This window comes from Methylobacterium cerastii, from assembly GCF_022179125.1.
In the GTDB taxonomy this organism is placed as follows: domain Bacteria; phylum Pseudomonadota; class Alphaproteobacteria; order Rhizobiales; family Beijerinckiaceae; genus Methylobacterium; species Methylobacterium cerastii.
This window is the reverse complement of the sequence record NZ_BPQG01000028.1, coordinates 1-23858: the sequence shown is the minus strand read 5'-3', so window position 1 is coordinate 23858 and position 23858 is coordinate 1. Positions and strand designations below refer to the sequence as shown.

The following is a 23858-nucleotide window of genomic DNA, read 5'->3' as shown; positions in this document are numbered from 1 at the left end:
GGTGCGATGTTCGAGTGGGACGAGGCCAAGCGCCGGACGAATCTGCTCAAGCATCGGCTCGACTTCCGAGATGCGGCCGCCCTCTTCGATGGCAGACCGCGGCGAGAGACGCCAGTTCACGGTCGCGATCCTGGACGACCTGTTCGTCACCCTGATCTGGACATGGCGGAGCGAGACGCGGCGAGCGATCTCGATGAGGAGAGCACGCAATGGAGAGCGGGAAGCGTATCGTCAGCTATCCCTCCGCGGAACTGAAGGCGATGGTTGAGCGCGGGGAGAGCGAGACCGACTGGGAGGCCGTGAAGGCCATGACCGATGCCGAGGTCGAGGCCGCGATCGCGTCCGATCCCGACGAGGCGGGGCGGGAGATCGACTGGAGCAAGGCGGTCTTCCACCCCGAGTCGCGCAAGAAACCGATGACGATCCGGCTCGACGCCGACGTGCTGGCCTTCTTCCAGGGCCAGGGACGCGGGTACCAGACCCGGATCAACGCCGTGCTGCGCGCCTACATGGAACACGCGCGGAAGTAGCCGTCCGTCCGTCCGTTCCGTCGCCGCGCCCGGACGCCGCGGCCCCTTCGACCCCGACGAGGGCCACGCGCATGATCAACGACCTCTGGTACAAGAACGCGGTGATCTACTGCCTGTCGGTCGGCACCTTCATGGATGCCGACGGGGACGGGATCGGCGATTTCGCCGGGCTGGAGCGGCGGCTCGACTATCTCCAGGGGCTCGGCGTCACCGCGGTCTGGCTGATGCCGTTCCAGCCCTCGCCGAAGCGCGACGGCGGCTACGACATCGCCGACCATTACGGGGTCGACCCGGCCTACGGCTCGCTCGGCGACTTCGTCGCCTTCACCCACGCCGCCAAGCAGCGCGGCCTGCGGGTGCTGATCGACCTCGTGGTCAACCACACCTCGGACCAGCACCGCTGGTTCCAGTCCGCCCGCTCCGACCCGGATTCGCCCTACCGCGACTGGTACGTCTGGTCGAAGGAGAAGCCGGCCACGGCCTCCGAGGGCATGGTGTTTCCCGGTGTCCAGAAGACGACCTGGACCTGGGACGCGCAGGCCAAGGCCTACTACTTCCACCGCTTCTTCGACTTCCAGCCCGACCTGAACACGGCCAACCCCGCGGTGCTGGCCGAGATCCTGAAGATCATGGGGTTCTGGATCGAGCTCGGGGTCTCGGGCTTCCGCATGGACGCGGTGCCCTTCGTCATCGCGCGCAAGGGCGCCGACGTGGCGGGTGCGCCGACCGAGCAGTTCGACATGCTGCGCGACTTCCGCGAGTTCCTGCAATGGCGCAAGGGCGACGCGATCATCCTGGCCGAGGCCAACATCCTGCCCAAGCAGGACCTCGACTACTTCGGCGACGACGCCGACCGCATGCACATGATGTTCAACTTCCAGATCAACCAGGCGACGTTCTACGCGCTGGCCGGCCACGACGCGCGGCCGCTGGCCAAGGCGATCGAGCGGACGAAGCCGCGCCCGCTCTCGTGCCAGTGGGGCATCTTCCTGAGGAACCACGACGAGCTCGACCTCGGCCGCCTGACCGAGAAGCAGCGCCAGACCGTCTTCGAGGAATTCGGCCCCGAGAAGGGGATGCAGCTCTACGACCGCGGCATCCGCCGCCGCTTCGCGCCGATGCTCGACGGCGACCCGCGCCGCATCCGCCTGGCCTACTCGCTGATGTTCACCCTGCCCGGCACGCCGGTGCTGCGCTACGGCGACGAGATCGGCATGGGCGACGACCTGTCCCTGAAGGAGCGCGACTGCGCCCGCACGCCGATGCAGTGGACCCCCGAGGCCCAGGGCGGCTTCACCCGGTCGGCGACGCCGACCATGCCGCCGATCGACCACGGCCCCTACGGCTACGCCCACGTCAACGTCGCCGACCAGCGCCACGACCCGGGCTCGCTCCTCAACTGGATGCAGAGCATCATCCGCCTGCGCAAGGAGGCGCCGGAGATCGGCTGGGGCGACGTCACCGCCCTCGAGACCGGCCGGCCGGCGGTGCTGGCGCTCCGCTACGACTGGCGCGGCAACGCGGTCCTGTGCGTGCACAACCTCGGGCCCGGCCCGACCGAGCTCGCTCTCGACACCGGCGTCGCCGCGCCGGACGGCCTCGTGCTCGTCGACCTGCTCACCGGCGCGCGGAGCGAGGCGGACGAAGACGGGCGCCACTGCCTCTACCTGGAGGGCTACGGCTACCACTGGTTCCGGGTCGGCGGCCTCGACGCGCTCCTGAAGCGCAAGCCGACCTGAGGGGCGCGGACGCCTCGCGCTTGCGCCCCCGGCAGGGTAGGGGGGAGCACGAAGCGAGATGCCGATGCCCCGACGCCCCCCTCTTTCGCCCGATGCGACCATCGCGGACGTGCTGCCCGACCTGGAGGACGGCGAGGCCTACCTTCGCGCCGTGCTCGCCACCATGCGGATGTGCCAGAAGCATTTCGGCGACGCCGCGGTGCGGATCGGCGTCACCGCCAAGGGCGGACCGCCCTCGTACCGGATCGACCGCCCGGCGCCGGACGGCGCGGAGGGGCGGGTGCTGTTCGGCGCCTATGGCGGCCGGTCGCACGACCGCTTCACCCAGGTGAACACCGCCGAGACCCGCTGGAGCAGCCGGGCGCTCGGCATGGCCGAGATGCTGGCGCTCCACGACGGGTTCCGCCGGCCGAAGGGCGGCGCGTCAGAGTAAGGCGCCGGGCGCGCGTCAGAACCGCAGCCGCATCCCGGTCATGAAGGTCCGCGGCGGCCCGGCGAAGATCGCCCCGCTCGTGCCGGCCAGGACGGCGCGGCCGTTCTGCAGGCCGGTGACGGCGTTGAGGGAATTGGCGAGCGGGTTGGCGGCGCCGACAGTGGCCGTGTCGAACACGTTGCGGACCTCGCCGTAGAGGTCGAGGCGCCGGGCGTAGCCGACGAGCGCCGTCGCGTAGTGGACGTTGAGGTTCAGGACCGCGAAGCCCGGCACCCGCAGCAGGTTGGCGTTGTCGAGGAAGAAGCCGTCCTGCATCACCGCTTCGGCGTAGGCGCCGAGGCCGGCGAGCGGCCCGGCCGGCACGTCGTAGCCGATCCGGGCGAGGACCTGGTGCTCCGGCACCCCGACGATGCGATTGCCGGCCCGGTCGAACGCGGCGGCGAAGGCGCCGGCCGCCAGTCGCTCGACGAAGCGGGTGTAGACCTGGGCGTCGAAGCTGTAGGCCAGCGTCCCCCGCCAGCCCGAGCCGAGGGCCGCCTCCGCTCCGAGCTCGATGCCGCGGTGCTCGGAGGCCGGCACGTTGAAGGTGTAGGACAGGAGCCCCGCCCCCGGGGATTGGCCGACCAGCTCGTTGCGGAAGAACTCGTAGAATCCGGTGAGGCTGACGCGCACGCCCGCCAGCGGCGACCATTCCGCGCCGAGGTCGAAGCCGAGGTTCTCCTGGGGCCGGAGCCCGGTGTTCGAGCCGGGGATGCCGGCCGGCGTGACGAACAGGTTGCCCACCGACGGGGTCGCGTAGCCGGTGGCGACCCGCCCGCGCAGGGTCCAGTCCGCATCCGGCCGGTAGACGAGGACGAGCTCGGGCGCGACGTTGACGTAGGCCGGGTCGACCGGGGTGACCGCGGAGGCGGCGCCGGCCTCCGTGTAGGCGAAGATGGTGTTGCGCCCGGAGATCGCGGTGCGCGTCGCGCCGACCCCGAGCACGGCGGTCCAGCGGTCGGACACGGCGATCTCGGCCCGCGCCCGGCCGCCGAGGTTCTCCTGCGTCGCCTCCTGCAGGCCGACCAGCGCGCCGAGCCGCGGGCCGCCGAAGGCCGCCCGGTTGAAGGTCGGCGCGCGGATGTCGATGGTGTCGTAGCCCAAGGCCAGGAAGCCGGTGGCGGCGAGCCCGAACAGCTCGCCGCGCCGGGTCAGGTCGGCGGCGAGGTTGAGCGACGGCAGGCTGGCGCGGCCGGCCTGCACGTAGAACCGCTGGTCGTAGGAGCGCGCGTCGTAGCCGGCCTGGACGCGCCAGGTCGTCTGCGCGTCCACGTCGTGCTCCCAGCGCCCGGCGACGACCGTGCGGCGGTCGTCGCGCCCGAACCCGCCCTCGTCGGCGGTCACCGCCACGGTGCGGCCGGAGACGCCGTTGCGCAGGAGCGCGACCGTCGCGCAGCCGGGCGCGGCGGCGGACGCGGTCTCGCAGCCGCGCTGGTACGGGTTGAGGGTGAACTGGTTCAGCGACGCGCGCACCGGCAGCCCGGCGGAGACGTGGTTGTCGATCACCTTGAGGGTGAAGCGGTCGTCCGCGCTCGGCGTCCAGCTCGCCAGCAGGTTCACGGTCTGGGTGTCGAAGCTCGAATGGCCCTGGTAGCCGTCGCCGCGCGCGTCGCTGGAGAACAGGCTGATCTCGAACGGGCCGCTCGCCTGGCCGACGGCGAAGGCGCTGTTCACGACGCCGAAGCTGCCGGCGTCGACCGCGACCTCGTAGCCGTCGATCTCCCGGCCGGTGCGGGTGCGGAACGCCAGCGCGCCGCCGCTGGCGTAGTTGCCGAACAGCGCCGATTGCGGCCCGCGGAACACGTCGATGCGGGAATAGGCGCGGGGGTCCGACAGGTCGAAGCGCGAGGCGCCGTCGGCTTGCGTCACCAGGAACCCGTCCTCCAGCACCACCATGTTGCGGGTGATTCCGGTGGAGCGGGCGTTGTTGCCGCGGATCGAGATCACCACGTCGCGGCCGCCGAGCCCCTGGCGGACGGTGACGCCGGGGCTGTTGGCGAGCACCGCGCCGATCGTCGTCGGCGGCCGGTCGTCGATCGTGCCGTCGCGGCCGACCGACGTCACCACCTGGCCGACCGGGTTCTCGATCGGAGCCGGCGCCGACCCGGGCGGAGCGGATACGCCGAAGGTGCGGGCCAGGAGGGCGCGGCTCGCGCCGGCGGGGGCCTCGCTCGTCACCGTCAGAGTGTCGAGGGTGACGCCGTCCTCGGCCCGCTCCCGGGCCGCCGCCGCGGACGGGAGCTGGGCCAGGGCCAGCGCCAGGGCCGGCGCGATCCGCCGGGCGCGGGCGCTTGGCCCCGGATGCCGGAACGCCCTCATTCGACGCGCGGCGCGGCCGGCGGCCGTGCGGCGGCGTCGAGGAGTGCGGGCGGCACGGACACAGGCACGGGCGGATCCGCGGGACGACATAGGATTGCGCACAAGGTTGTATCGGTTGCGCGGTCAACCAACCAGCGGAGTCCGGCGGGGCGCCGGTGAATCGGCCCAGCCGTCGCATTTCGGATACAAGCGTCCGTGGGGTGCGGCTCGATCCGATACGGGCTAGAACGTGTGGACCTCGCGCCCTCCAGTTTCGTGAACGGACGACCATGCCAGGCACGCCCCGCGTCGGGATCATCCCGGTGACGCCCTTCCAGCAGAACTGCACCCTGATCTGGGACGCGGCGACCAAGGTCGGCGCCGTCGTCGACCCCGGCGGCGACCTCGACCGGATCGAGGCGGCCATCGCCGAGCAGGGCGTGCGCGTGGAGAAGATCCTGCTGACGCACGGGCACATCGACCATGCCGGCGGCGCGGCCGAGCTGCGCGAGCGCCTGGGCGTGCCGATCGAGGGCCCGCACGAGGCCGACCGCTACCTGCTCGACTCGCTGCCCGAGACCGGCGCCAACTACGGCATCGACGGCGCCCGCGTCGTGACGCCGGACCGCTGGCTCGACGAGGGCGACGCGGTCACCGTCGGCCCGCTGGCCTTCGACATCCTGCATGCGCCGGGACATTCGCCCGGCAGCGTGGTCTTCGTCAGCCGCGATGCGCGCTTCGCGCTGGTCGGCGACGTGGTGTTCAAGGGCTCGGTCGGACGCACCGACCTGCCGGGCGGCAACCACGACCAGCTCATCCGCGCGATCAAGGAAAAGGTGCTGCCGCTCGGCGACGACCTCGCCTTCATCCCCGGCCACGGCCCCACCGGGACGCTCGGCGAGGAACGGGTCTCGAACCCGTTCCTGCAGGGTTGAGCGCGATGGAACAGCGCCCCCTCGGCCGCTCCGGCCTCGCCGTCGCCCCCCTGTGCCTCGGCGCCAACGTCTTCGGCTGGACGGCCGACGAGACCACGTCGTTCGCGATCCTCGACCGCCTGGTCGAGGCGGGCCTGAACTTCGTCGACACGGCCGACGTCTACTCGCGCTGGGCGCCCGGTCATGCCGGCGGCGAGTCGGAGGCGGTGATCGGGCGCTGGTTCGCCGCGCGCGGCCTGCGCGACAGGATCGTGCTGGCGACCAAGGTCGGCATGGACATGGGCGAGGGCCGCACCGGCCTTGCGCCCGCGCGCATCGCCGAGGCCTGCGAGGCGTCGCTGCGCCGGCTGCGGACCGACCGGATCGACCTGTACCAGTCGCATGCGGACGACGCGGCGACCCCGCAGGAGGAGACGCTGCGCGCCTACGAACGCCTGATCCAGGCGGGCAAGGTCCGGGCGGTCGGCGCCTCGAACTTCTCGGCCGTTCGCCTGCGCGAGGCGCTGGCGATTTCGGAGCGCGAGGGCCTGCCGCGCTACGAATGCCTGCAGCCCGATTACAGCCTCGCCGAGCGCGGCTACGAGGCCGATCTCGAGCCCCTGTGCCGCGAGGCGGGGCTCGGCGTCATCGGCTACTTCTCGCTGGCGGCCGGCTTCCTCACGGGCAAGTACCGCTCGGCGGAATCCGCCGCCGGCCGCGCCCGCGAGAACCGGGTTTCCAAGTACCTGACGCCGAAGGGCTTTGCGCTGCTGGGCGTCCTCGACGCGGTCGCCGCCGAGCACGACGCCACCCCGGCGCAGGTGGCGCTCGCCTGGATCATGGCCCGGCCCGGCGTCACCGCGCCGATCGCCAGCGCGACCTCGACGGCCCAGCTCGACGAGCTCGTCGGCGCCGTGACCCTGCGGCTTTCGCCGGACGCGGTCGCCCGGCTCGACGTGGCGACGGCGGGCGGGATTCAGGTCTAACCCGGCGTTAACGCGGCGCGGTCAGAACACGGGAACGAGCTTGGCCGTGCGTGCCCGGAAACGATGCAATTTCAAGGCGGAACGCCTATATGGGGCGGACTGATCGAATCGCAGGCGGGGCTGCTCCCAAGCGGGCGCCGGACCCTCGCGCTCAGACCCGCCTGCCCGAGGACCTTGATGTCTGACCAGAACCCGAACGACCCGTCCCAGGGCGCCGTGCCACCCGCCGAGTTCGTCGACGCCTACGGCGCGGAATCGATCCGCGTGCTCAAGGGCCTCGATGCGGTGCGCAAGCGCCCAGGCATGTATATCGGCGACACCGACGACGGCTCTGGCCTCCACCACATGGTCTACGAGGTGGTGGACAACGCCATCGACGAGGCGCTGGGGGGGCACGCCGACCTCGTCACCGTGACGCTGAACGCCGACGGCTCCTGCACCGTCTCGGACAACGGCCGCGGCATCCCGGTGGACATCCACAAGGAGGAGGGCGTCTCGGCGGCCGAGGTCATCATGACCCAGCTGCACGCCGGCGGTAAGTTCGACCAGAACTCCTACAAGGTCTCGGGCGGCCTGCACGGCGTCGGCGTCTCGGTCGTCAACGCCCTGTCGCAATGGCTGCGCCTGCGCATCTGGCGCAACGGCAAGGAGCACACGATGGAGTTCCGCCACGGCGACGCCGTGGCTCCGCTCAAGGTGGAGGGCCCCGGCGAGGGGCGTAAGGGAACCGAGGTCAGCTTCCTGCCCTCGACCGACACCTTCACGATGATCGAGTTCGACTTCGCGACGCTGGAGAAGCGCCTGCGCGAGCTCGCCTTCCTCAATTCCGGCGTCCGGATCGTGCTCACCGACGCGCGCCACGCCGAGCACCGGCGCGAGGAGCTGTACTACGAGGGCGGGATCGAGGCGTTCGTGCGCTACCTCGACCGCTCGCGCAAACCCATCGACGGGGTCAGCAAGCCGGTGATGGTGCGCGCCGAGCGCGACGGCATCCGCGTCGAGGTGGCGTTGTGGTGGAACGACTCGTTCAACGAGACCGTGCTGCCCTTCACCAACAACATCCCGCAGCGCGACGGCGGCACCCACATGGCGGGCTTCCGCGCCGCGCTGACCCGCCAGGTCACCGGCTACGCGGAATCCTCCGGCATCGCCAAGCGCGAGAAGATCACCCTCACCGGCGAGGATTGCCGCGAGGGCCTGACCGCAGTGATCTCGGTGCAGGTGCCGGACCCGAAGTTCTCGTCCCAGACCAAGGACAAGCTCGTCTCCTCCGAGGTGCGCCCGGCGGTGGAGAACGTGCTCAACGAGGGCCTGTCTAACTGGCTCGAGGAGAACCCGTCCCAGGCCCGCTCGGTGATGAGCAAGGTGATCCTGGCCGCCTCCGCCCGCGAGGCCGCGCGCAAGGCCCGCGAGACCGTGACCCGCAAGGGCGCGCTCGACATCGCCTCGCTGCCGGGCAAACTCGCCGACTGCCAGGAGCGCGACCCGAGCAAGTGCGAGATCCTGCTGGTCGAGGGCGACTCGGCCGGCGGCTCGGCCAAGCAGGGCCGCGACCGGACGTTCCAGGCGGTGCTGCCGCTGCGGGGCAAGATCCTCAACGTGGAGCGCGTGCGCGCCGACCGGATGCTGGGCTCGGCCGAGATCGGCACGCTGATCACCGCGTTGGGGGCCGGGATCGGGCGGTCCTCGACCGACCGCGAGGGCTTCAACCCGGACAAGCTGCGCTACCACCGCATCATCATCATGACCGACGCGGACGTGGACGGCTCGCACATCCGCACCCTGCTGCTGACCTTCTTCTTCCGGCAGATGCCGGAGCTGATCGAGCGCGGGCACCTCTACATCGCCCAGCCGCCGCTCTACAAAGCCGAGCGCGGCCGCAAGGCGCTCTACCTCAAGGACGAGCGCGCGCTCGAGGACTACCTGATCGACCAGGGCGTCGAGGGCGCGACGCTGACGCTGGCGTCGGGCGCCGCGTTCGGCGGGCCGCAGCTCAAGACCCTGGTCGAGGAGGCCCGCGCCTTCCGCGGCATCCTGCTGAACCTCCACACCCGCTACGACCGCTCGGTCGTCGAGCAGGCGGTGCTGGCCGGCGCGTTCCGGCCGGAGGCGGCCGAGCATGCCGGCGAGGCCGAGGTGCTGGCCGACGTGACGGCCAAGCGCCTCGACGCCATCGCCGACGACATCGAGCAGGGCTGGCAGGGCGAGGCGGCCGACGGCGGCTACGTCTTCGGGCGGACTCTGCGCGGCGTGCGCCAGGTCGCGACGCTGGACGCCGGCCTGATCGCCTCGCAGGAGGCGCGGCGCCTGGTCGACCGCGCCGACGCGCTCCGCGAGATCTACGGCGAGCCGGTGACGTTCTCGCGCAAGGGCGAGTCGACGGTCCTGCACGGGCCGGCCGCCCTGTTCGAGGCGGTGATGGCCTTCGGCCGCAAGGGGCTGCAGCTCCAGCGCTACAAAGGCTTGGGCGAGATGACCGCGCAGCAGCTCTGGGAGACGACGCTCGACCGCGACATCCGCTCGCTGCTCCAGGTGAAGGTCAAGGATACCGAGGAGGCCGGCGACCTCTTCGTCAAGCTGATGGGCGACGTGGTCGAGCCCCGCCGCGAGTTCATCCAGGAGAACGCGCTGAGCGTGGCGAACCTCGACGTGTAAGACTTATCCAGGGTGCGGCGGCGGTCGAACCACGGAACGCCGCAGGTTCGCCGAGATGTCTCGGCGTGGCCGCACTCTTCAGATCTGAAAGCGATCCCGCCTTTTCCACAGGAGAATAAGTCTCTCGTCGAGCAAGTCATAACCTTGCTCAGCGTCGGTCGGACGTTTTGACTTGGGAAAACTTGAATGTTGGCAATGCCTTTCTCTGATATTGCATGCGCCGTTTCGTCGAAAATTTACTGTCATGCTTTTTAATTTGTAGAAAAAGTGCTAGCTATGCGCGGCAGAAGGCTCGCAACGGGCCGGCATGCCGTGGAGAAGTGTCGCTGCGATGGCTTGGACGTCCTTCCGAAACGTGCTGTCGCCGACACCGCCCGCTCCCTCGCCTTCCCCCTCGCCCCAGCGCGAGGCGTCCGAACGGGCTGCCCGGGCCGATCGAGGCCTGCCGCAGGCCGACGTCCGCGCCGCCGCCTCCACCGAGCGCGCCAAGCCCAAGTCGGAAACCCTCCGCTCCTCGCTCGACTCGATCGGCCAGCGCGACGAGATCGTCCGGCAGCGGATCGAGGCGATGGTCGATCGCCTGGACGACCTCCGCACGCTGCAGGACGACTTCTCGTCGATCCTCGAGCCGATCATCAGCATCAGCGACGAACTCCCGCGCGCCAGCATGCGCATCGCGGAACTCGAGACGTCGCTGGCCCAGGAATTCCAGTCCGGACGCACGATCCGCCTCGAAGTCGCAGAGCTGTCGACGCGCATCTCGACCCTGGCGGGCGAACTGTCGGATGCGCTGGCCCGCGCGAGCCGGGCCGAGGATCATCTGCAGGCCGGGGAGGCGACGGTGGCCACGCAACGCGTGGAACTGCGCGACAAGACGCTCGCCATCGAGAACCTGGACCGTCAACTGTTCGCGGAGATCGAGCAGACCAAGGCCCTGACCGGCGAGAACAAGGCGCTTCGCCTGGAGGCTCAGGCCGCTGACAGCGCCCTCGCGCGATCGGAACACGATCTGCTGGGCGCCCGGGAGAGCCTGAGTGCCTTGGAGCAGGAAAGCCGTAGGCTCCAGGGGCTGAGCGAGGAGCAGGCCGGGCAGCTCTCGGAGCTGGCGGCCCGGCACCGGAACCTGGAAGGGATCGCGGAGGGCGAACGGCAGCGCCTGCGCGCCGTCGAAGCCCAGCTCGCCGCCGAGACGGCTTTGCGCGAGCGCAACGAGGCGCAGCACGAAGCCGAGATGACGACGCTGCGCACCGAGCGTGCGGGCTTGGCGATGAAGCTGGAGGCGGCGACCAACCGGGCCGATTCCCATGAGCAGCTGCTCACGCAATCGCGCAATCAGCTGCGCGAGAAGGACGAGGCGCATCGCATCGCCGACCGCAACTTCAAGGAGGCGAGCATCGCCCGCACGACCGCGGAACGGCGCCTCGACTCCCTCCAGAGCGATCTGGCCCGTCAGACGGAACGCTTCCTCGAGATGCAGCGCCTGCGCGCGGAACTCGATGCGCGATGCGACATGCTCAGCAAGGCGCTGGCCGCGAAGGATGCCGCCCTGGAGCAGGCAGGCGTGCGCAACGCGGCCCTCACCGAGCGGATCGAGCAGATCGTTCATCGCCAGGAAGCCGCACGGACGGAGTTCGAGACGACGACGCGCCGCCTGACGGAGGATCTCCAGAACGAGCGCTCGGAACGCGCCCTCGTGCAGGGCGCGCTGGACATCGCCCGGGAGACCCGGGTCACGCTCCAGAAGCAGTACGAGGCCCTCAAGCGCTCCGGGCGCGGCTGGCGCGGCATGGAGGAGGACATGGGGCGGCCGGGCCCCGATGCCGCCCCGCAGGAACCGAGCAACGTGCGTCCGTTCCTGCATCCGGACCAAGCCAGCTAGCGTTCTTTCCGCGGACGTGGACGCCGGTCCTGCGAAAGAAAGCACGTCATAACAGAGACCTAGAGCCGCTCCCGCTTGCAGCGCGACAAGGAACGGCTCTATCCCCAACCGATCATCCGGGAATTCGCCATGTCCGACACTGCTCAAAAGGATGCGTCGTCGTCTTCGGGGTCCGCGATGATGCTGCGCGCGTGGCAGGTCAACGCGGGCAAGCCGGGCGAGAAGATCGTCAGCCTTCTGCCGTCGTTCGAGAACACGGCGGGCGGCGAGGCGGCGGGCGCGCCCGAAGGGGGCGGCGCCCCCCTGCGCGAATGGTCCTCCGCCATCGATCTCATCCAGGAGGCCAGCGAGGCGATCCGCATCGGCGAGCAGAGAGCCGCCGAACTGGAAGCGCAGCTCAACCACGTGGTCACGCAGGCCTCCGAGGAGATGCGTCGCCTTAACCAGCAGATCGCGGCCGGGGAACAGAAGTTGGCGCGCGCGGAGGAACGGGCCCGCCTCGCCGAGACCCGCGCCGGCGACGCCGAGGCGCGGGCTGGTGACGCCGAGGCCTGGCTGGTGCGCCTGCACGATGCGGTGTTCGCGGCCTTCGGCCAGAGGAAGGCGCAGGAAACGGATTCGTCGCACGCCGACGCCGCCGGCTGAGCGAGCCCCCCGCCTGTGTCGGATTTCATGGTGTCGGACAATTCGAAGGCCGGAAAGAGCGGCTCCGTCGTCCTCTACGTGCCTTCGCGATCGGCGGGGTTCGATCCCGAAACGGCGCTCAGGCTCATCGCCCAGGCCAGCGAGGGCATGCACCGCCTCGAGGCATGGCGGCAGACCATCCAGATCCAGGCCAACAAGCTGGTGTATCAAGTCCAGCGGGAACGCGAGGCGTTCGCGGCGGACATCGACGCATTGAACTACGAGATCGTCGTGTTGCGCCGGGAGGTTACCGAACTTCAGGCCGCCCTCACCGAGGCGAGGATCGCGAAGGACGCCTCGGCGATGCAGTGCGAGGCGGCCAGGACCCGAGCCGCGGATGCGGACCGGAAGACCCTCGCCGCGGAAGAGCGGGCGCAGACCGCCGAGGACTGGCTCGTGCGCCTTCAGGGCATCATCAGCGACGAGTTTTCCGCATCCTGAAGGTTCCCCTCGGCGCCGATCGCCCCGGACCCTCGGGATCGCTTCACCGGGTCTGCGTGTCGCCCTTCGCGGGCTTGGTGTTCGAAGACTCGGTGTTCGAAGACTCGGCCTTCAGGCAGGCATAGGTTCGCCTGAGCCAGATCTGCGCTTCGGCTTCCGCGGCCACCGCGATGGCGGCGCGATCCTCCGCAAGCCGCGCCCGCGCCTCGGCCTGCCGAAGCCGCTCCTCCGCCCCGTCGGCGCGCAGGCTGGCCGCCACGGCCGCGGCTTCGGCGGTGTGGGCTCGCCGCTCGGCCTCCTCCGTCTGATCAAGGCTGCGGCGGATCATCGCCCGCGCGTGCCGGGACATCGCCTGCGCGACGTCGTGCATCCGGCGAAGGTGCGCGCCGGCCTCGCGGATCTGCGCGATGGCCGACGGCCAATCGACCACCTGACCCGGTCCGGACGGTCCGCCCGCGACCTCCGGAGCCGCGAACAGAGGAACGACCGTGTTCGCCGCCGTCGCATCGGCCGCGACCCTCGAACGGCCGCGCCCGGCCTCGGCCGCCCGGACATCCGGCTCATCCGCCATCGGCGCGGCCGCGGGACGTCGCGCGACAGGGGCCATCAGGCACTCCGCTTCAGGTCCGGATCCAGGCCGAACTCGCTCGCGATCGTGTCGTAGACGCGGGACAGCCAGTCCTCGGCGATGCGCGCCCGCTCCTCCGCCGCAGCCACCCGCTCGTCCGCGGCCCTGAGCAGGGCATCGGTTCGGCTCTGGATCTCGACCACCCGCGCCTCGGCCGCCCGGACGCGCTCTCCGGCGCTCTTCACATCCTCGCGGACGCGTTCGAGAACCTCTTGGACGTGCATCTCCTTCTTCTGGACCGCGGCCTCGACCGCGCGGGTCTGATGGGCCGCGTGACGGACGCAATCGATCAGCTTCGACCAATCCTGCGACGGCGAAGGCCGCGCCGGGACGGCTGCGACGCTGCCGCCGGACGTGCCGACCAGCCGCAGTACGTTCGCGAGATGGCTCTCGGCGGCCGGCGCCGGCTCGGAGGCCTTCTCCCAAGGATACTCGTTCGCCGGACCCATCATGACCCTTCCGCCACCGCCACCGTCATCCCGAATATGCCATCCGCGGGCCGTCCGGGAGAAGCCGTCTAGGAAGCGTGAAAAGGCCGCCTTGTCCACCCGGACGATGCCATCCCGCCACGGGCGGATGTGCGACCGCGATCGGGCCGGCGCTCACCGGCCCTGTTCCGCCTGCGTGGGTCTCAGGCCGAAGCCGGCCCGGACGACCGCCGGACCGTGGGTCAGCTGGCGGCGCGCAACGGGATGACGTCGGCCAACGCCTGCTGCGCGGCCGCCTCGCGCTCGGCGGCTTCGAGGAAGGCGTGGGCCTCCGAGCGGCGCTCGAACACGTGCGGGGCGAGGCCGCGGCGGCTCAGGGCCTCCTGCATCTTCAGGCGCAGGAAGGCGCTCGTCGCGTAGCGCGTCGTCGTGAGGTAGTGGTACTTCGACAGGTACTCGATCATCTCGGCGTAGTCGTCGTAGAGGTTCTCGCCGATGCGGAACCCGTCGTGGTTGACCACCGAGTTCACCCGCTGCCCGGCCTTCAGGCAGGCGGTCTCGAGCACCTGCCGCAGGGCGTCGATGTCGCCCTTCGAGCGGACCTGCCAGCCTTCGAGGTTGACGAAGAGCAGGTTTCGGCCCGGGTCGTAGCTGACCCGGTCGGGCAGGTTGAGGTTCAGGAGGTCGGCCAGGAGCTCCATCGGCTCGTCGCGGAAGATGCGCAGGTCCATCGGGATCGGGTTCTCGATCACCGGCGTGAAGTCCATGTGGGCGAGGATGTCGCGGCCGATGTCGATGCCCGGAGCCACCTCGATCAGCTCCAGCCCGGCCTGCGTCAGGTTGAAGACGCAGCGCTCCGTCACGTAGAGCACCGGCTGGCGGCGCTCCTGCGCGAACGGCCCGCTGAAGGTGTTCTGCTCGACGGCCGCCACGAACTTGCGCGAGCGCCCCTCCTGCACGATCCGCAGGCGCCCCTCGTCGATCTCGGTGACGAGGCCGCCGGAGGTGAAGGTGCCGGCGAACACCACCTTGCGGGCGTTCTGCGAGATGTTGATGAAGCCGCCGCAGCCGTTGAGCCGGCCGCCGAAGCGGCTGGTGTTGACGTTGCCGGCGCCGTCGCATTCGGCGAGCCCCAGGCAGGTCATGTCGAGGCCGCCGCCGTCGTAGAAGTCGAACATCTGGTTCTGGTCGATGATCGCGTCGGCGTTGGTCGCCGCGCCGAAGCTCGAGCCCGAGGCCAGCACGCCGCCCACCGCCCCGGCCTCGGTCGTCAGGGTGATGTAGGGGGTGACCTTCTCCTCGTTGGCGACCGACGAGATGCCTTCGGGCGCGCCGACGCCGAGGTTGACCACGCCGTTCGGCGGCAGCTCGAACGCGGCGCGGCGCGCGATGATCTTGCGCGCGTCGAGCGTCATCTTCTTGAGGCCGGTCACCGGCACGCGGATCTCGCCGGCGAGCGCCGCGTCGTGCTGGACGCCGTAATTCATGCGGTGGTGCTCGGGCGGCGCCACCACGACGCAGTCGACCAGGATGCCCGGCACGCGCACGTCCTTGGGCTTGATCGAGCCCTGCTCGACGATGCGCTCCACCTGCGCGATGACGATGCCGCCGTTGTTGCGCGCCGCCATCGCCTGGGCGAGGTTGTCCAGCGTCAGCGCCTCCTTGGAGACGCAGAGGTTGCCCGACGGGTCGGCGCTGGTGGCGCGGATGAAGGCGACGTCGATCTTGGTGGCCCGGTAGAACAGCCACTCCTCGCCCTCGACTTCCACGACCTTGACGATCTCCTCGGTGGTCACGGTGTTCACCCGGCCGCCGCCGTGGCGCGGGTCGACGTAGGTGTGCAGGCCGACCTTCGAGAACAGGCCCGGCTGGCCGGCCGCGCAGGCGCGGTAGAGCTGCGAGATCACGCCCTGCGGCAGGTTGTAGCCGCGGATGCGGTTGTCCTGGGCGGCCTGCGCCACCTTCGGCATCCGCCCGAAGTTCGCCGCGATCACCCGCCCGAGCAGGCCCTCGTGGTGGAGGCGCCCGGTGCCCAGCCCTTTGCTGTCGCCGGCGCCCGCCGTCATGATCAGGGTGAGGTTGCCGGGCGCGCCGGTCTCGACGAAGCGCTTCTCGAGGGCGGCGTGCAGCGCCTCGGGGATGCAGCTCTGCACGAAGCCGGTCGTCGTGACGACGTCGTCGGTGCGGATGAGCGCGATCGCCTCGTCGGCGCTGACGATCTTGTTCTTCTTCACGCCACTCTCCCTGCCGACGACCGTTCCGGTCTCGTTGCCGCTGTTCGGCGGCGCCTGTTGGGTCAGGCTCTATTCTTGACGGATCGCGACGGGATGGCCGCGCGAAACCGCATTCGGGGAGGTTAGGGCAAGCCGGCGCCACCCTGCAAACGAACATTATTTGTCGGGACGTTGAAATTAACTCGCTCGTCGGCCGAGAGAATATTGCATTCAGTCGGGCGGGGCTGGAACGCCAACCGCGGGCGGTCGCCGGGTCTCCTCGGCGAGTTCGGCCGGTCCGCGGCTCGCTGGTCAGCCGGCCGGCGCCGTGTCATGGGCTGAAGCCGTGACCGATCATCCCCACGCCCTCCCGGCCGCAGGCGCGGCCTTGTCATCCCCAGGCGCTCCCCTGCCGACCGAAGGCGCGGCCAGCCTCGGCTGGTCCGACTTCTTCGAGGACCAGCGCGCGCCGGCCGAGGCCGACTTCGCGCCGATGCGGATCGCCCTGGTCCACCGCTCCCGCCTGACCGCCCTGTCGACCGCCGGCCCCGTCGAGCTGCTGCTGCCGGTCCACGCCAGCACCGGCGACGTGACGGTCGGCGACTGGGTCCTGGCCGACCCGCGGACCCTGACCCTGCACCGGCGGCTGTCGCGCAGGACCGTGCTGCAGCGGCGCACCGAAGGCGGCAAGGTCCCGCAGGTGGCGGCCGCCAACGTCGACACCCTGTTCGTCGTCACCTCGTGCAACGCCGACTTCAACCCGGCCCGCCTGGAGCGCTACCTCGCGCTCGCCAACCAGGGCGGCACCGATCCGGTGATCCTCCTCACCAAGGGCGACCTGACCGACGACGTCGAGGCCTACCGCCGGCAGGCCGCAGCGCTCCAGCGCGGGTTGTCGGTGGTCGGCGTCAACCCGCGCAGCCCGGACGCCGCGGCGGCGCTGGCGCCCTGGTGCGGGCCCGGGCAGACCGTGGCGCTGGTCGGCTCGTCCGGCGTCGGCAAGTCGACGCTCGTCAACACGCTGGCCGGGCCCGGCCAGGACGCGCCGCAGGAGACCGGCGCGATCCGGGAGCACGACGCCAAGGGGCGCCACACCACGACGGCGCGCTCGCTGCACGCGATGGCGGGCGGCGGCTGGGTGATCGACACGCCGGGGATGCGCACGCTCCACGTCAGCGACGCCGCGGAGGGGATCGAGACGCTGTTCGCCGAGATCACCGAGCTGGCGCCCGACTGCCGGTTCCGCGACTGCACCCACGCCCACGAGCCCGGCTGCGCGGTGCAGGCCGCCATCGCCGAGGGCGCCCTCGACCCCGACCGCCTGGACCGCTGGCGCAAGCTCGTCGAGGAGAACCGCGACAAGACCCCGGCGACGGCGCCCCGCCGCCCGCGCAGGCACTGAGCGCGCGACCGGTCTTCAGGCTTTCGGGGAGTCGTAACCGCGCCGTCCCGCGCGGATCGGCCGTCCGTGCGCACGGCGTCACCGGACCATCATGCGCGGCGCCTATCCGAAGGCGGCTGAACTCCGATCGCCGTCGAGATCCATCATGTCCGATTCCGCCAGCCTGACGCCGCCCCGGGTGGGCGCCGAACCGCGGCGCGCCTCGGGTCCGACGCTCGATCGCGGCATGCATCCGGGCGGGATCATCGCCTTCCTGCTCGTCCTGGTGGCGGGCCTGGTCTACGCCGTCGTCAGCCTGATCGCCGACATGAACGCCGTCGGCCAGTCGCCGCTGGCGATCGGCGCCTTCGTCCTCCTCGGGCTCGCCCTGCTGATCGCGCTCGCCTTCGAGTTCGTGAACGGCTTCCACGACACCGCCAACGCGGTGGCGACCGTGATCTACACCCACTCGATGCCGCCGCTCGTGGCGGTGATCTGGTCGGGCGCCTTCAACTTCCTCGGGGTGATGCTGTCCTCGGGCGCGGTGGCCTACGCCATCGTCACGCTGCTGCCGGTGGAGCTGATCCTGCAGGTCGGGTCCGGCGCCGGCTACGCGATGATCTTCGCCCTGCTCATCGCCGCGATCATCTGGAACCTCGGCACCTGGGCCTTCGGCCTGCCGAACTCCTCCTCGCACGCGCTGATCGGCTCGGTGATCGGCGTCGGGCTCGCCAACCAGCTGATGGCGCCGGAGGGCTCCGCGACCTCGGGCGTCGACTGGGCCCAGGCGCTCGGCGTGTTCAAGGCGCTGCTGTTCAGCCCGCTCATCGGCTTCGTCGCCGCGGCGCTCCTGCTGCTGGCGCTCAAGTTCACCGTGCGGCGCAAGGACCTCTACGAGGCGCCGAAGGGCGACACGCCGCCCCCGCTCTGGATCCGCTCGCTGCTGATCCTGACCTGCACGCTGGTCTCGTTCTTCCACGGCGGCAACGACGGCCAGAAGGGCATGGGCCTGATCATGCTGATCCTGATCGGCGCCGCGCCGACTGCCTACGCCCTCAACCGCACCATGGCCGACGACACCACGCCGGCCTTCATCCAGACCTCGCAGAACGCCAGCACGGTGTTCGCCAGCCACGCCGGCACCACGGCCCAGCCCGACGCCGCGGCCGCCCGCAAGGAGGTCTCGGACGCCCTCAAGACCAAGGACCTGAACCAGCCGGCGGTCTACGGCGCGCTGGCCGCACTCTCCACCGACATCGCCGCCAACGTGAAGAACTACGGCGCGATCAAGCAGGTGCCGGCGGCGCAGACCTCAAACCTGCGCAACGACATGTACCTCGCCACCGACGCGATCCGGCTGCTGCCGAAGAACGGCGCCAGCTTCTCGGAGGCCGAGGCCGGCACGCTGAAGGCCTATGCGGGCCTCCTCAACGACGGCACGCGCTACATCCCGACCTGGGTGAAGGTCTGCGTCGCCCTGGCGCTGGGGCTGGGCACCATGGTCGGCTGGAAGCGCATCGTCGTCACCGTCGGCGAGAAGATCGGCAAGACCCACCTCACCTACGCGCAGGGCGCCTCGGCCGAGCTCGTGGCCGCCGGCACGATCGGCCTGGCCGAGGTCTACGGCCTGCCGGTCTCGACCACGCACATCCTGTCCTCGGGCGTCGCCGGCACCATGGCGGCCAACGGCTCCGGGCTGCAGATGTCGACCGTGCGCAACATGGCGCTGGCGTGGGTGCTGACGCTGCCGGCGGCGATCACCCTGGCGGGCGTGCTGTTCTTCATCCTCCGCCACGTGTTCTGAACAGGGCCGCGCGGGCCGCGACGCGGTCCGCGCCCTGGCTCGAAGGTTGCATGCCAGGGCGCCGACGCCCGGACGCACCGCGCGGCGGCCGGCGCCGCCCGTGATCGCAGGCCGGGTCCCTCGCGCGGACTCCGATGCCGGCCCTGGTCCAACCCGTGCCCACGATCCCATCCGCGGCCGAGCGCGCGACGCGCGAGGCCGCGTACCGGACGATCACGTGGCGGCTGCTGCCGTTCTTGATGGCCCTCTGGATCCTGTCGTGGATCGACCGGGTCAACATCGGCTTCGCCAAGCTGCAGATGCTGGGCGACCTGAAGTTCAGCGAGACGGTCTACGGCGTCGGCGCCGGGATCTTCTTCGTCGGCTACTTCCTGTTCGAGGTCCCGAGCAACCTGCTGCTCGAACGGGTCGGCGCCCGCAAGACCATCGCCCGGATCACCATCCTCTGGGGGATCTGCTGCGTGGCGATGATGTTCGTCACCACCGTGCCGGCCTTCTACCTGCTCCGGCTCCTCCTCGGGATCTTCGAGGCCGGGTTCTATCCCGGGGTGATCCTGTACCTGACCTACTGGTATCCGACCGGGCGGCGGGCCCGCGTGTTCGGCCTGTTCATGTCGGCCTCGGCGCTCGCCGGCGTGATCGGCGGACCTCTGGCCGGCACGATCATGACGGGCCTCGACGGCGCCAACGGCTGGTCCGGCTGGCAATGGGTGTTCCTGATCGAGGGCATCCCGTCGATCCTCGCGGGCCTCGTCACGCTGGCCTACCTCACCGACCGGCCCGAGAAGGCCGGCTGGCTCGCGCCCGAGGCGCGGGCGCTGGTCGCCGCCGACCTCGCCCGCGACGCGGCGGCGCTCGGCCCCCGCGAGCACCGGATCCTGGCCTCACTCGCCGACCTGCGGGTCTGGCAGTGCATCGCGATCTTCTTCTGCATCGTCACGGCCAACTCCGCGCTCACCTTCTTCGGGCCGACGATCGTGCGCGAGGCCGGCTTCACCGATCCGGCGACAGTCGGCTGGATCATGTCGGGCGCCTACCTCTGCGGCGGGGCCGGGATGATCCTCAACGGCCGGCATTCGGACCGGACCGGCGAGGCGCGCTACCATTGCGGGCTCGCGGCCCTGGGCGGCTCCGTCTCGATCGCGCTCCTCGGCTTCCTCGTCCCGGGAAGCCCTTACCTCGCGCTCGCGGCCCTGACGCTGGCCATCGTCGGCACGATGAGCGCCATCCCGGTGTTCTGGCAGATCCCCGGCCAGTTCCTGGCCGGCTCGGCCGCGGCCGCCGGCATCGCGCTGATCAATGCGGTGGCGAACCTCGCCGGCTTCGGCGCGCCGGCCGCCATGGGCTACCTGAAGGAGGCCACGGGCTCGGTCTCCACCGGCCTCTGGCTCGTGGCGGCCTTCGAGTTCGCCACCGTCATCCTGATCCTGGCGTTCATTCCCGCCCCGGCGCCCAGGCGGCAGGCCGAGGCGCGCGCGGTCGCCGCCGCCGGCGAGACGGCCCTGCCTTGAGCGGCGACCCGCAGCGCCGTCCCCCGACCCCGGCCCCCATCCCGAACCGTCGCCCGAACCGTCTCCCGCGAGGACCGAACCCTTGGACCGACCTTTGCTCACGCGCCGCTCCCTCGTCATCGCCGGAGCCGGCGGCATGGCTGCGGCCTCAACCGGCGCCCTCGCGCAGACGTCCCCGCCCGCGCCGCAGAAGCCCGGCGCGCTCACCGTCGCGCCGACCTCGCAGGCGGGCCTCGGACCCCGCCTGACGATGCATGCGATCGACAACTTCCACGGCACGCCCGGCGCCGGCATGGTCTGCGACCTGTCGATCCGCGACGGCGACGGCTACCGCCCGCTCAAGACCGTGACGACCTCGCCGACCGGACGGCCTGCGGACCCGCTGCTGGTGGACGACGCGCTCAAGGCCGGCCGTTACGAGCTGCTGCTGCATGTCGAGGCCTACTTCCAGGCGCTCGGCGTCAAGCTGCCGAGCCCGAACTTCCTCGGCCTGGTGCCGGTGCGCTTCGTCGTCCGCGACGTCACCCAGCGCTACCACCTGCCGATCCTGTTCTCGCCCTGGGGCTACTCGTACTACCGCGGAAGTTGAGGGCGCCCCGCCGTCTCCGACCCATCATCAGGAAAGTCGAAAACCATGGCCGGGATCAGCACGCACGTCCTCGATGCGCAGCGCGGGCGCCCCGCGGCAGGCGTCAGGATCGACCTCTCGATCAGGGAGGGCGACGGGTGGCGCTTCGTGAAGTCGATGACCACCAACGCCGACGGGCGCACCGACGGCCCGGTGGTCGCCGCCGCCGACGCGAAGGTCGGCGAGTACCAGCTCGAGTTCCACATCGACGACTACTTCAAGACGCTGCCCGACGCCGCCGAGCCGTTCGTCGACGACGCCGTCGTGCGGTTCGCGATCTTCGACGTGAAGCAGCACTACCACGTGCCGATGCTGTGCACGCCGGGCAGCTGCACCACCTATCGCGGCAGCTGAGGCCCGCGTGGACCCGATGCCGGACATCGCAGCCGTCGACGCCCTCGATCGCGACGGCTTCGTGGCGCTCCTCGCCGCCACGTTCGAGCACGCGCCCTGGGTGGCCGAGCGCGCCTACGCGGCCCGGCCGTTCGCGAGCGTCGCCGCCCTGCATGCGGCGATGGTCGCCGTCGTTCGCGCGGCGCCCGCGGCGGAACGGCTCGCCTTCCTCAACGGGCACCCCGAACTCGCGGGCGCCGCGGCGCGGGCACGGCAGATGACGGCGGACTCGGTCGCCGAGCAGGGCAGCGCCGGGCTGGACGCCCTCACCGTCGCCGACTTCGACCGCTTCGACCGGCTGAACGCGGCCTACCGCGAAAAGTTCGGCTTCCCGTTCATCATCGCGGTCCGCGGCCGGAGCCGGGAGGCGATCCTGGAGGTGTTCGAGCAGAGGCTGGCCCGCGACGCGGACACCGAGGCCGAGGCGGCGCTAAGCGAGATCGCGACGATCACGCGCATGCGCCTCGACCGGATCGTCGGCTCCGCCGGGTGACGGCGTCCGCCGGCGAAGGCAGCGACGGGGATGCAAACCGGGCGGATGTCGGCTAGGCCGGGCACGGTCCGGCCCCTGCCGCCGGGCGTTCCCGAGCCACGGCGCATGACGGCCTCCACCGCCTCGACCGCTCGCCTGATCCTGGTGCTCGCCGCGGCGGGCTTCTCCAGCACCTTCGCATGGCGCTCGGTCGAGCCGCTGGTCGGCGTGCTGGCGCGCGACCTCGGCAGCGACGCCCACACCGTGGCCCTGCTCTCGACCGCCTTCGCGCTGCCCTACGCGCTGATCCAGCCGATCCTCGGGCCGGTGGGCGACGCGGTCGGCAAGGAGCGGGTCATCGCCGCCTGCCTCGCGGTGCTGGTCGTGGCGCTCGCCGGCTGCGCCCTGGCCCAGGACCTGCGCCTGCTGTTCGGCCTGCGGATGGTGGCGGGCGCGGCCGCCGGCGGGGTGATCCCGCTGGCGCTCGCCCTGATGGGCGACCGGGTGCCGATGGAGCGCCGGCAGGTGGCGATCGGCCGGTTCCTCGTCGCGGTCATCCTCGGCCAGCTTTCCGGCTCGACCTTCGCCGGGCTGATCGAGGGGCGGGTCGGCTGGCACGGGGTGTTCGCGATCAACGCCGCCGTCGCCGTGCTCGGCTGCGCCGCGACGCTGTTCGGCTTCGACCGGAGCCAGCGCCTCCCGCCGCGGCGCCCCGAATTCGGCCTGGCGCTCACGCGCTACCGGACGATCGTCGCCGACCCCCGCGCCCGCGTGCTGTTCGCGGCGGTGTTCGTCGAGGCGATCGCGGTGTTCGGCATCTTCCCGCACCTCGCACCGCTGATCGAGGCCCGGGGGGAGGGCGGCCCGCGCGAGGCCGGGCTGGCGCTCGCGGGCTTCGCCGTCGGCGGGCTGATCTACTCCGCCCTGGTCGGGCTGCTGGTCCGGTTCCTCGGGATGCAGCGGATGCTGGTCGGCGGCGGCCTCGTCTGCGCGGCCGCGCTGACGACGATCGGCGTGGCCGGCCGCTGGCAGCTCGACGCGGCGGCGCTGGTCGCCATGGGGCTCGGATTCTACATGTTGCACAACACCTTCCAGGTGCAGGTGACCGAGGTCGCCCCCAAGGCCCGCGCCTCGGCGGTGGCGCTCCACGCGTTCTCGTTCTTCTGCGGCCAGGCGCTCGGCGTCGCGGTGCTCGGCGCGGCGCTGCAGGGCGTCGGCCAGTTCGCGGCCCTGGCCACCTGCGCCGTCACGATTTTGGCGGTGGGGATCGCGACGGCTGTGTTGCTGGCTCGGCCGGTGGTGCCGAGCGAGGTTTAGTTTCGCGCCAGTCCGATTCCGACGCGTGCTTCCCTCCGCCTTCTGCAGGCTATTGGGGTTTCGCCTCTCGTGACGGCCTCGGACGACGCGCGGGTTCCCCTCTCCCAGCGGGCGGGGAGAGGCCCGCACCGACCTCGTCGTCCGTGCGGGAAGCGAAGGCGAAGCCGAAGCGGCGGTGAGTGGGGGGCGAACGGAGGAGCCTCCTCCGGGGCGCGCCCCCTCACCGTCGGCTGCCGCCTCGCTTTGCCGACGACGAGGTCGGCAAAGCCCTCTCCGCGCAGGCGGGGCGAGGGGATGCGCGCACCTTGGACAGCACCGAAGCCGGGCAATCGGTGGCCGCGGCGGGGTTCGTGCGCGCCCCGCGCTTACCCCCGGCCGGCTTCGGCCTTCCGGTATTCCCGTCCGTGCTCGCAATAGCCCTCGACGATCCGGACCATCATCGCGCGCTTCTCGGCGTCCAGCGGGGCGAGGATGCGGGCCGGGCG

Annotated in this window: 20 protein-coding genes and 1 pseudogene; 16 read left to right on the top strand and 5 right to left on the bottom strand. The window is 71.1% G+C overall.

The window, feature by feature from the left end:
• Window positions 1-209 precede the first annotated feature (209 nt).
• The 3 genes from MFF13_RS09560 to MFF13_RS09550 all read left to right on the top strand — a co-directional run bounded on the left by MFF13_RS09560 (window position 210) and on the right by MFF13_RS09550 (window position 2702).
• Window positions 210-530, top strand: coding sequence for a BrnA antitoxin family protein (locus MFF13_RS09560; RefSeq protein ID WP_147752738.1), 321 nt, complete (start codon window positions 210-212; stop codon window positions 528-530).
• A 71-nt stretch (window positions 531-601) separates the two neighbouring features.
• A complete protein-coding gene (locus tag MFF13_RS09555) occupies window positions 602-2269 on the top strand; it encodes an alpha-amylase family protein (RefSeq protein WP_147752739.1) in 1668 nt (555 codons plus the stop codon).
• A 64-nt stretch (window positions 2270-2333) separates the two neighbouring features.
• Window positions 2334-2702, top strand: coding sequence for a hypothetical protein (locus tag MFF13_RS09550; protein WP_147752740.1), 369 nt, complete (start codon window positions 2334-2336; stop codon window positions 2700-2702).
• Window positions 2703-2717: 15 nt separating this feature from the next.
• Here the strand turns inward: MFF13_RS09550 and MFF13_RS09545 are convergent, their stop codons facing one another.
• The gene (locus MFF13_RS09545; protein WP_238272070.1) at window positions 2718-5060 is read right to left on the bottom strand and encodes a TonB-dependent receptor family protein; all 2343 of its coding nucleotides are present in this window, start codon (window positions 5058-5060) and stop codon (window positions 2718-2720) included.
• A 269-nt stretch (window positions 5061-5329) separates the two neighbouring features.
• Here MFF13_RS09545 and MFF13_RS09540 point away from each other — a divergent pair, with 269 nt between their 5' ends.
• From MFF13_RS09540 to MFF13_RS09515, 6 genes are all read left to right on the top strand, one after another.
• Entirely contained in the window at window positions 5330-5974 is a 645-nt protein-coding gene (locus tag MFF13_RS09540; protein ID WP_147752742.1) for an MBL fold metallo-hydrolase, read from the top strand.
• Between the two features lie 5 nt (window positions 5975-5979).
• Window positions 5980-6939: an aldo/keto reductase gene (locus MFF13_RS09535; protein WP_147752743.1), complete on the top strand. Its 960-nt coding sequence runs from the start codon at window positions 5980-5982 to the stop codon at window positions 6937-6939.
• Between the two features lie 177 nt (window positions 6940-7116).
• Entirely contained in the window at window positions 7117-9594 is a 2478-nt protein-coding gene (gene gyrB, locus MFF13_RS09530; RefSeq protein WP_210248460.1) for a DNA topoisomerase (ATP-hydrolyzing) subunit B, read from the top strand.
• 355 nt (window positions 9595-9949) lie between these two features.
• Window positions 9950-11473: a chromosome partitioning protein ParA gene (locus MFF13_RS09525; protein ID WP_238272069.1), complete on the top strand. Its 1524-nt coding sequence runs from the start codon at window positions 9950-9952 to the stop codon at window positions 11471-11473.
• A gap of 75 nt (window positions 11474-11548) precedes the next feature.
• Window positions 11549-12118: a hypothetical protein gene (locus MFF13_RS09520; protein WP_238272068.1), complete on the top strand. Its 570-nt coding sequence runs from the start codon at window positions 11549-11551 to the stop codon at window positions 12116-12118.
• A gap of 15 nt (window positions 12119-12133) precedes the next feature.
• Complete coding sequence (locus tag MFF13_RS09515) at window positions 12134-12598, top strand: hypothetical protein (RefSeq protein WP_147830420.1); 465 nt, start codon at window positions 12134-12136, stop codon at window positions 12596-12598.
• A gap of 43 nt (window positions 12599-12641) precedes the next feature.
• Here MFF13_RS09515 and MFF13_RS09510 read toward each other — a convergent pair whose 3' ends face one another.
• The 3 genes from MFF13_RS09510 to MFF13_RS09500 form a co-directional block, all read right to left on the bottom strand.
• A complete protein-coding gene (locus MFF13_RS09510; protein WP_147752746.1) occupies window positions 12642-13028 on the bottom strand; it encodes a hypothetical protein in 387 nt (128 codons plus the stop codon).
• 176 nt (window positions 13029-13204) lie between these two features.
• Window positions 13205-13678, bottom strand: coding sequence for a hypothetical protein (locus MFF13_RS09505; protein ID WP_238272067.1), 474 nt, complete (start codon window positions 13676-13678; stop codon window positions 13205-13207).
• A 218-nt stretch (window positions 13679-13896) separates the two neighbouring features.
• The gene (locus tag MFF13_RS09500; protein ID WP_238272066.1) at window positions 13897-15888 is read right to left on the bottom strand and encodes an acyl CoA:acetate/3-ketoacid CoA transferase; all 1992 of its coding nucleotides are present in this window, start codon (window positions 15886-15888) and stop codon (window positions 13897-13899) included.
• 367 nt (window positions 15889-16255) lie between these two features.
• Between MFF13_RS09500 and rsgA the strand changes: the two genes are divergently transcribed.
• The 7 genes from rsgA to MFF13_RS09465 all read left to right on the top strand — a co-directional run bounded on the left by rsgA (window position 16256) and on the right by MFF13_RS09465 (window position 23373).
• Window positions 16256-17269 (top strand): ribosome small subunit-dependent GTPase A, encoded by a 1014-nt coding sequence (gene rsgA / locus MFF13_RS09495; RefSeq protein ID WP_147752753.1) that lies wholly within the window; start codon window positions 16256-16258, stop codon window positions 17267-17269.
• A 145-nt stretch (window positions 17270-17414) separates the two neighbouring features.
• Window positions 17415-19052 carry an inorganic phosphate transporter gene (locus tag MFF13_RS09490; protein WP_147752748.1) on the top strand — a complete coding sequence of 546 codons (1638 nt, stop codon included), beginning with the start codon at window positions 17415-17417 and terminating at the stop codon, window positions 19050-19052.
• A 134-nt stretch (window positions 19053-19186) separates the two neighbouring features.
• Entirely contained in the window at window positions 19187-20563 is a 1377-nt protein-coding gene (locus tag MFF13_RS09485) for an MFS transporter (RefSeq protein WP_147752749.1), read from the top strand.
• Between the two features lie 136 nt (window positions 20564-20699).
• Window positions 20700-21152 carry a hydroxyisourate hydrolase gene (uraH, locus tag MFF13_RS09480; RefSeq protein WP_147754551.1) on the top strand — a complete coding sequence of 151 codons (453 nt, stop codon included), beginning with the start codon at window positions 20700-20702 and terminating at the stop codon, window positions 21150-21152.
• 45 nt (window positions 21153-21197) lie between these two features.
• Entirely contained in the window at window positions 21198-21545 is a 348-nt protein-coding gene (uraH, locus tag MFF13_RS09475) for a hydroxyisourate hydrolase (RefSeq protein ID WP_147754550.1), read from the top strand.
• Between the two features lie 16 nt (window positions 21546-21561).
• Window positions 21562-22077 (top strand): 2-oxo-4-hydroxy-4-carboxy-5-ureidoimidazoline decarboxylase, encoded by a 516-nt coding sequence (uraD, locus tag MFF13_RS09470; RefSeq protein ID WP_147754549.1) that lies wholly within the window; start codon window positions 21562-21564, stop codon window positions 22075-22077.
• 105 nt (window positions 22078-22182) lie between these two features.
• Entirely contained in the window at window positions 22183-23373 is a 1191-nt protein-coding gene (locus MFF13_RS09465; RefSeq protein ID WP_147754548.1) for an MFS transporter, read from the top strand.
• 365 nt (window positions 23374-23738) lie between these two features.
• Here MFF13_RS09465 and MFF13_RS09460 read toward each other — a convergent pair.
• Window positions 23739-23858: pseudogene (locus tag MFF13_RS09460) on the bottom strand (gamma carbonic anhydrase family protein); the annotation flags it as partial.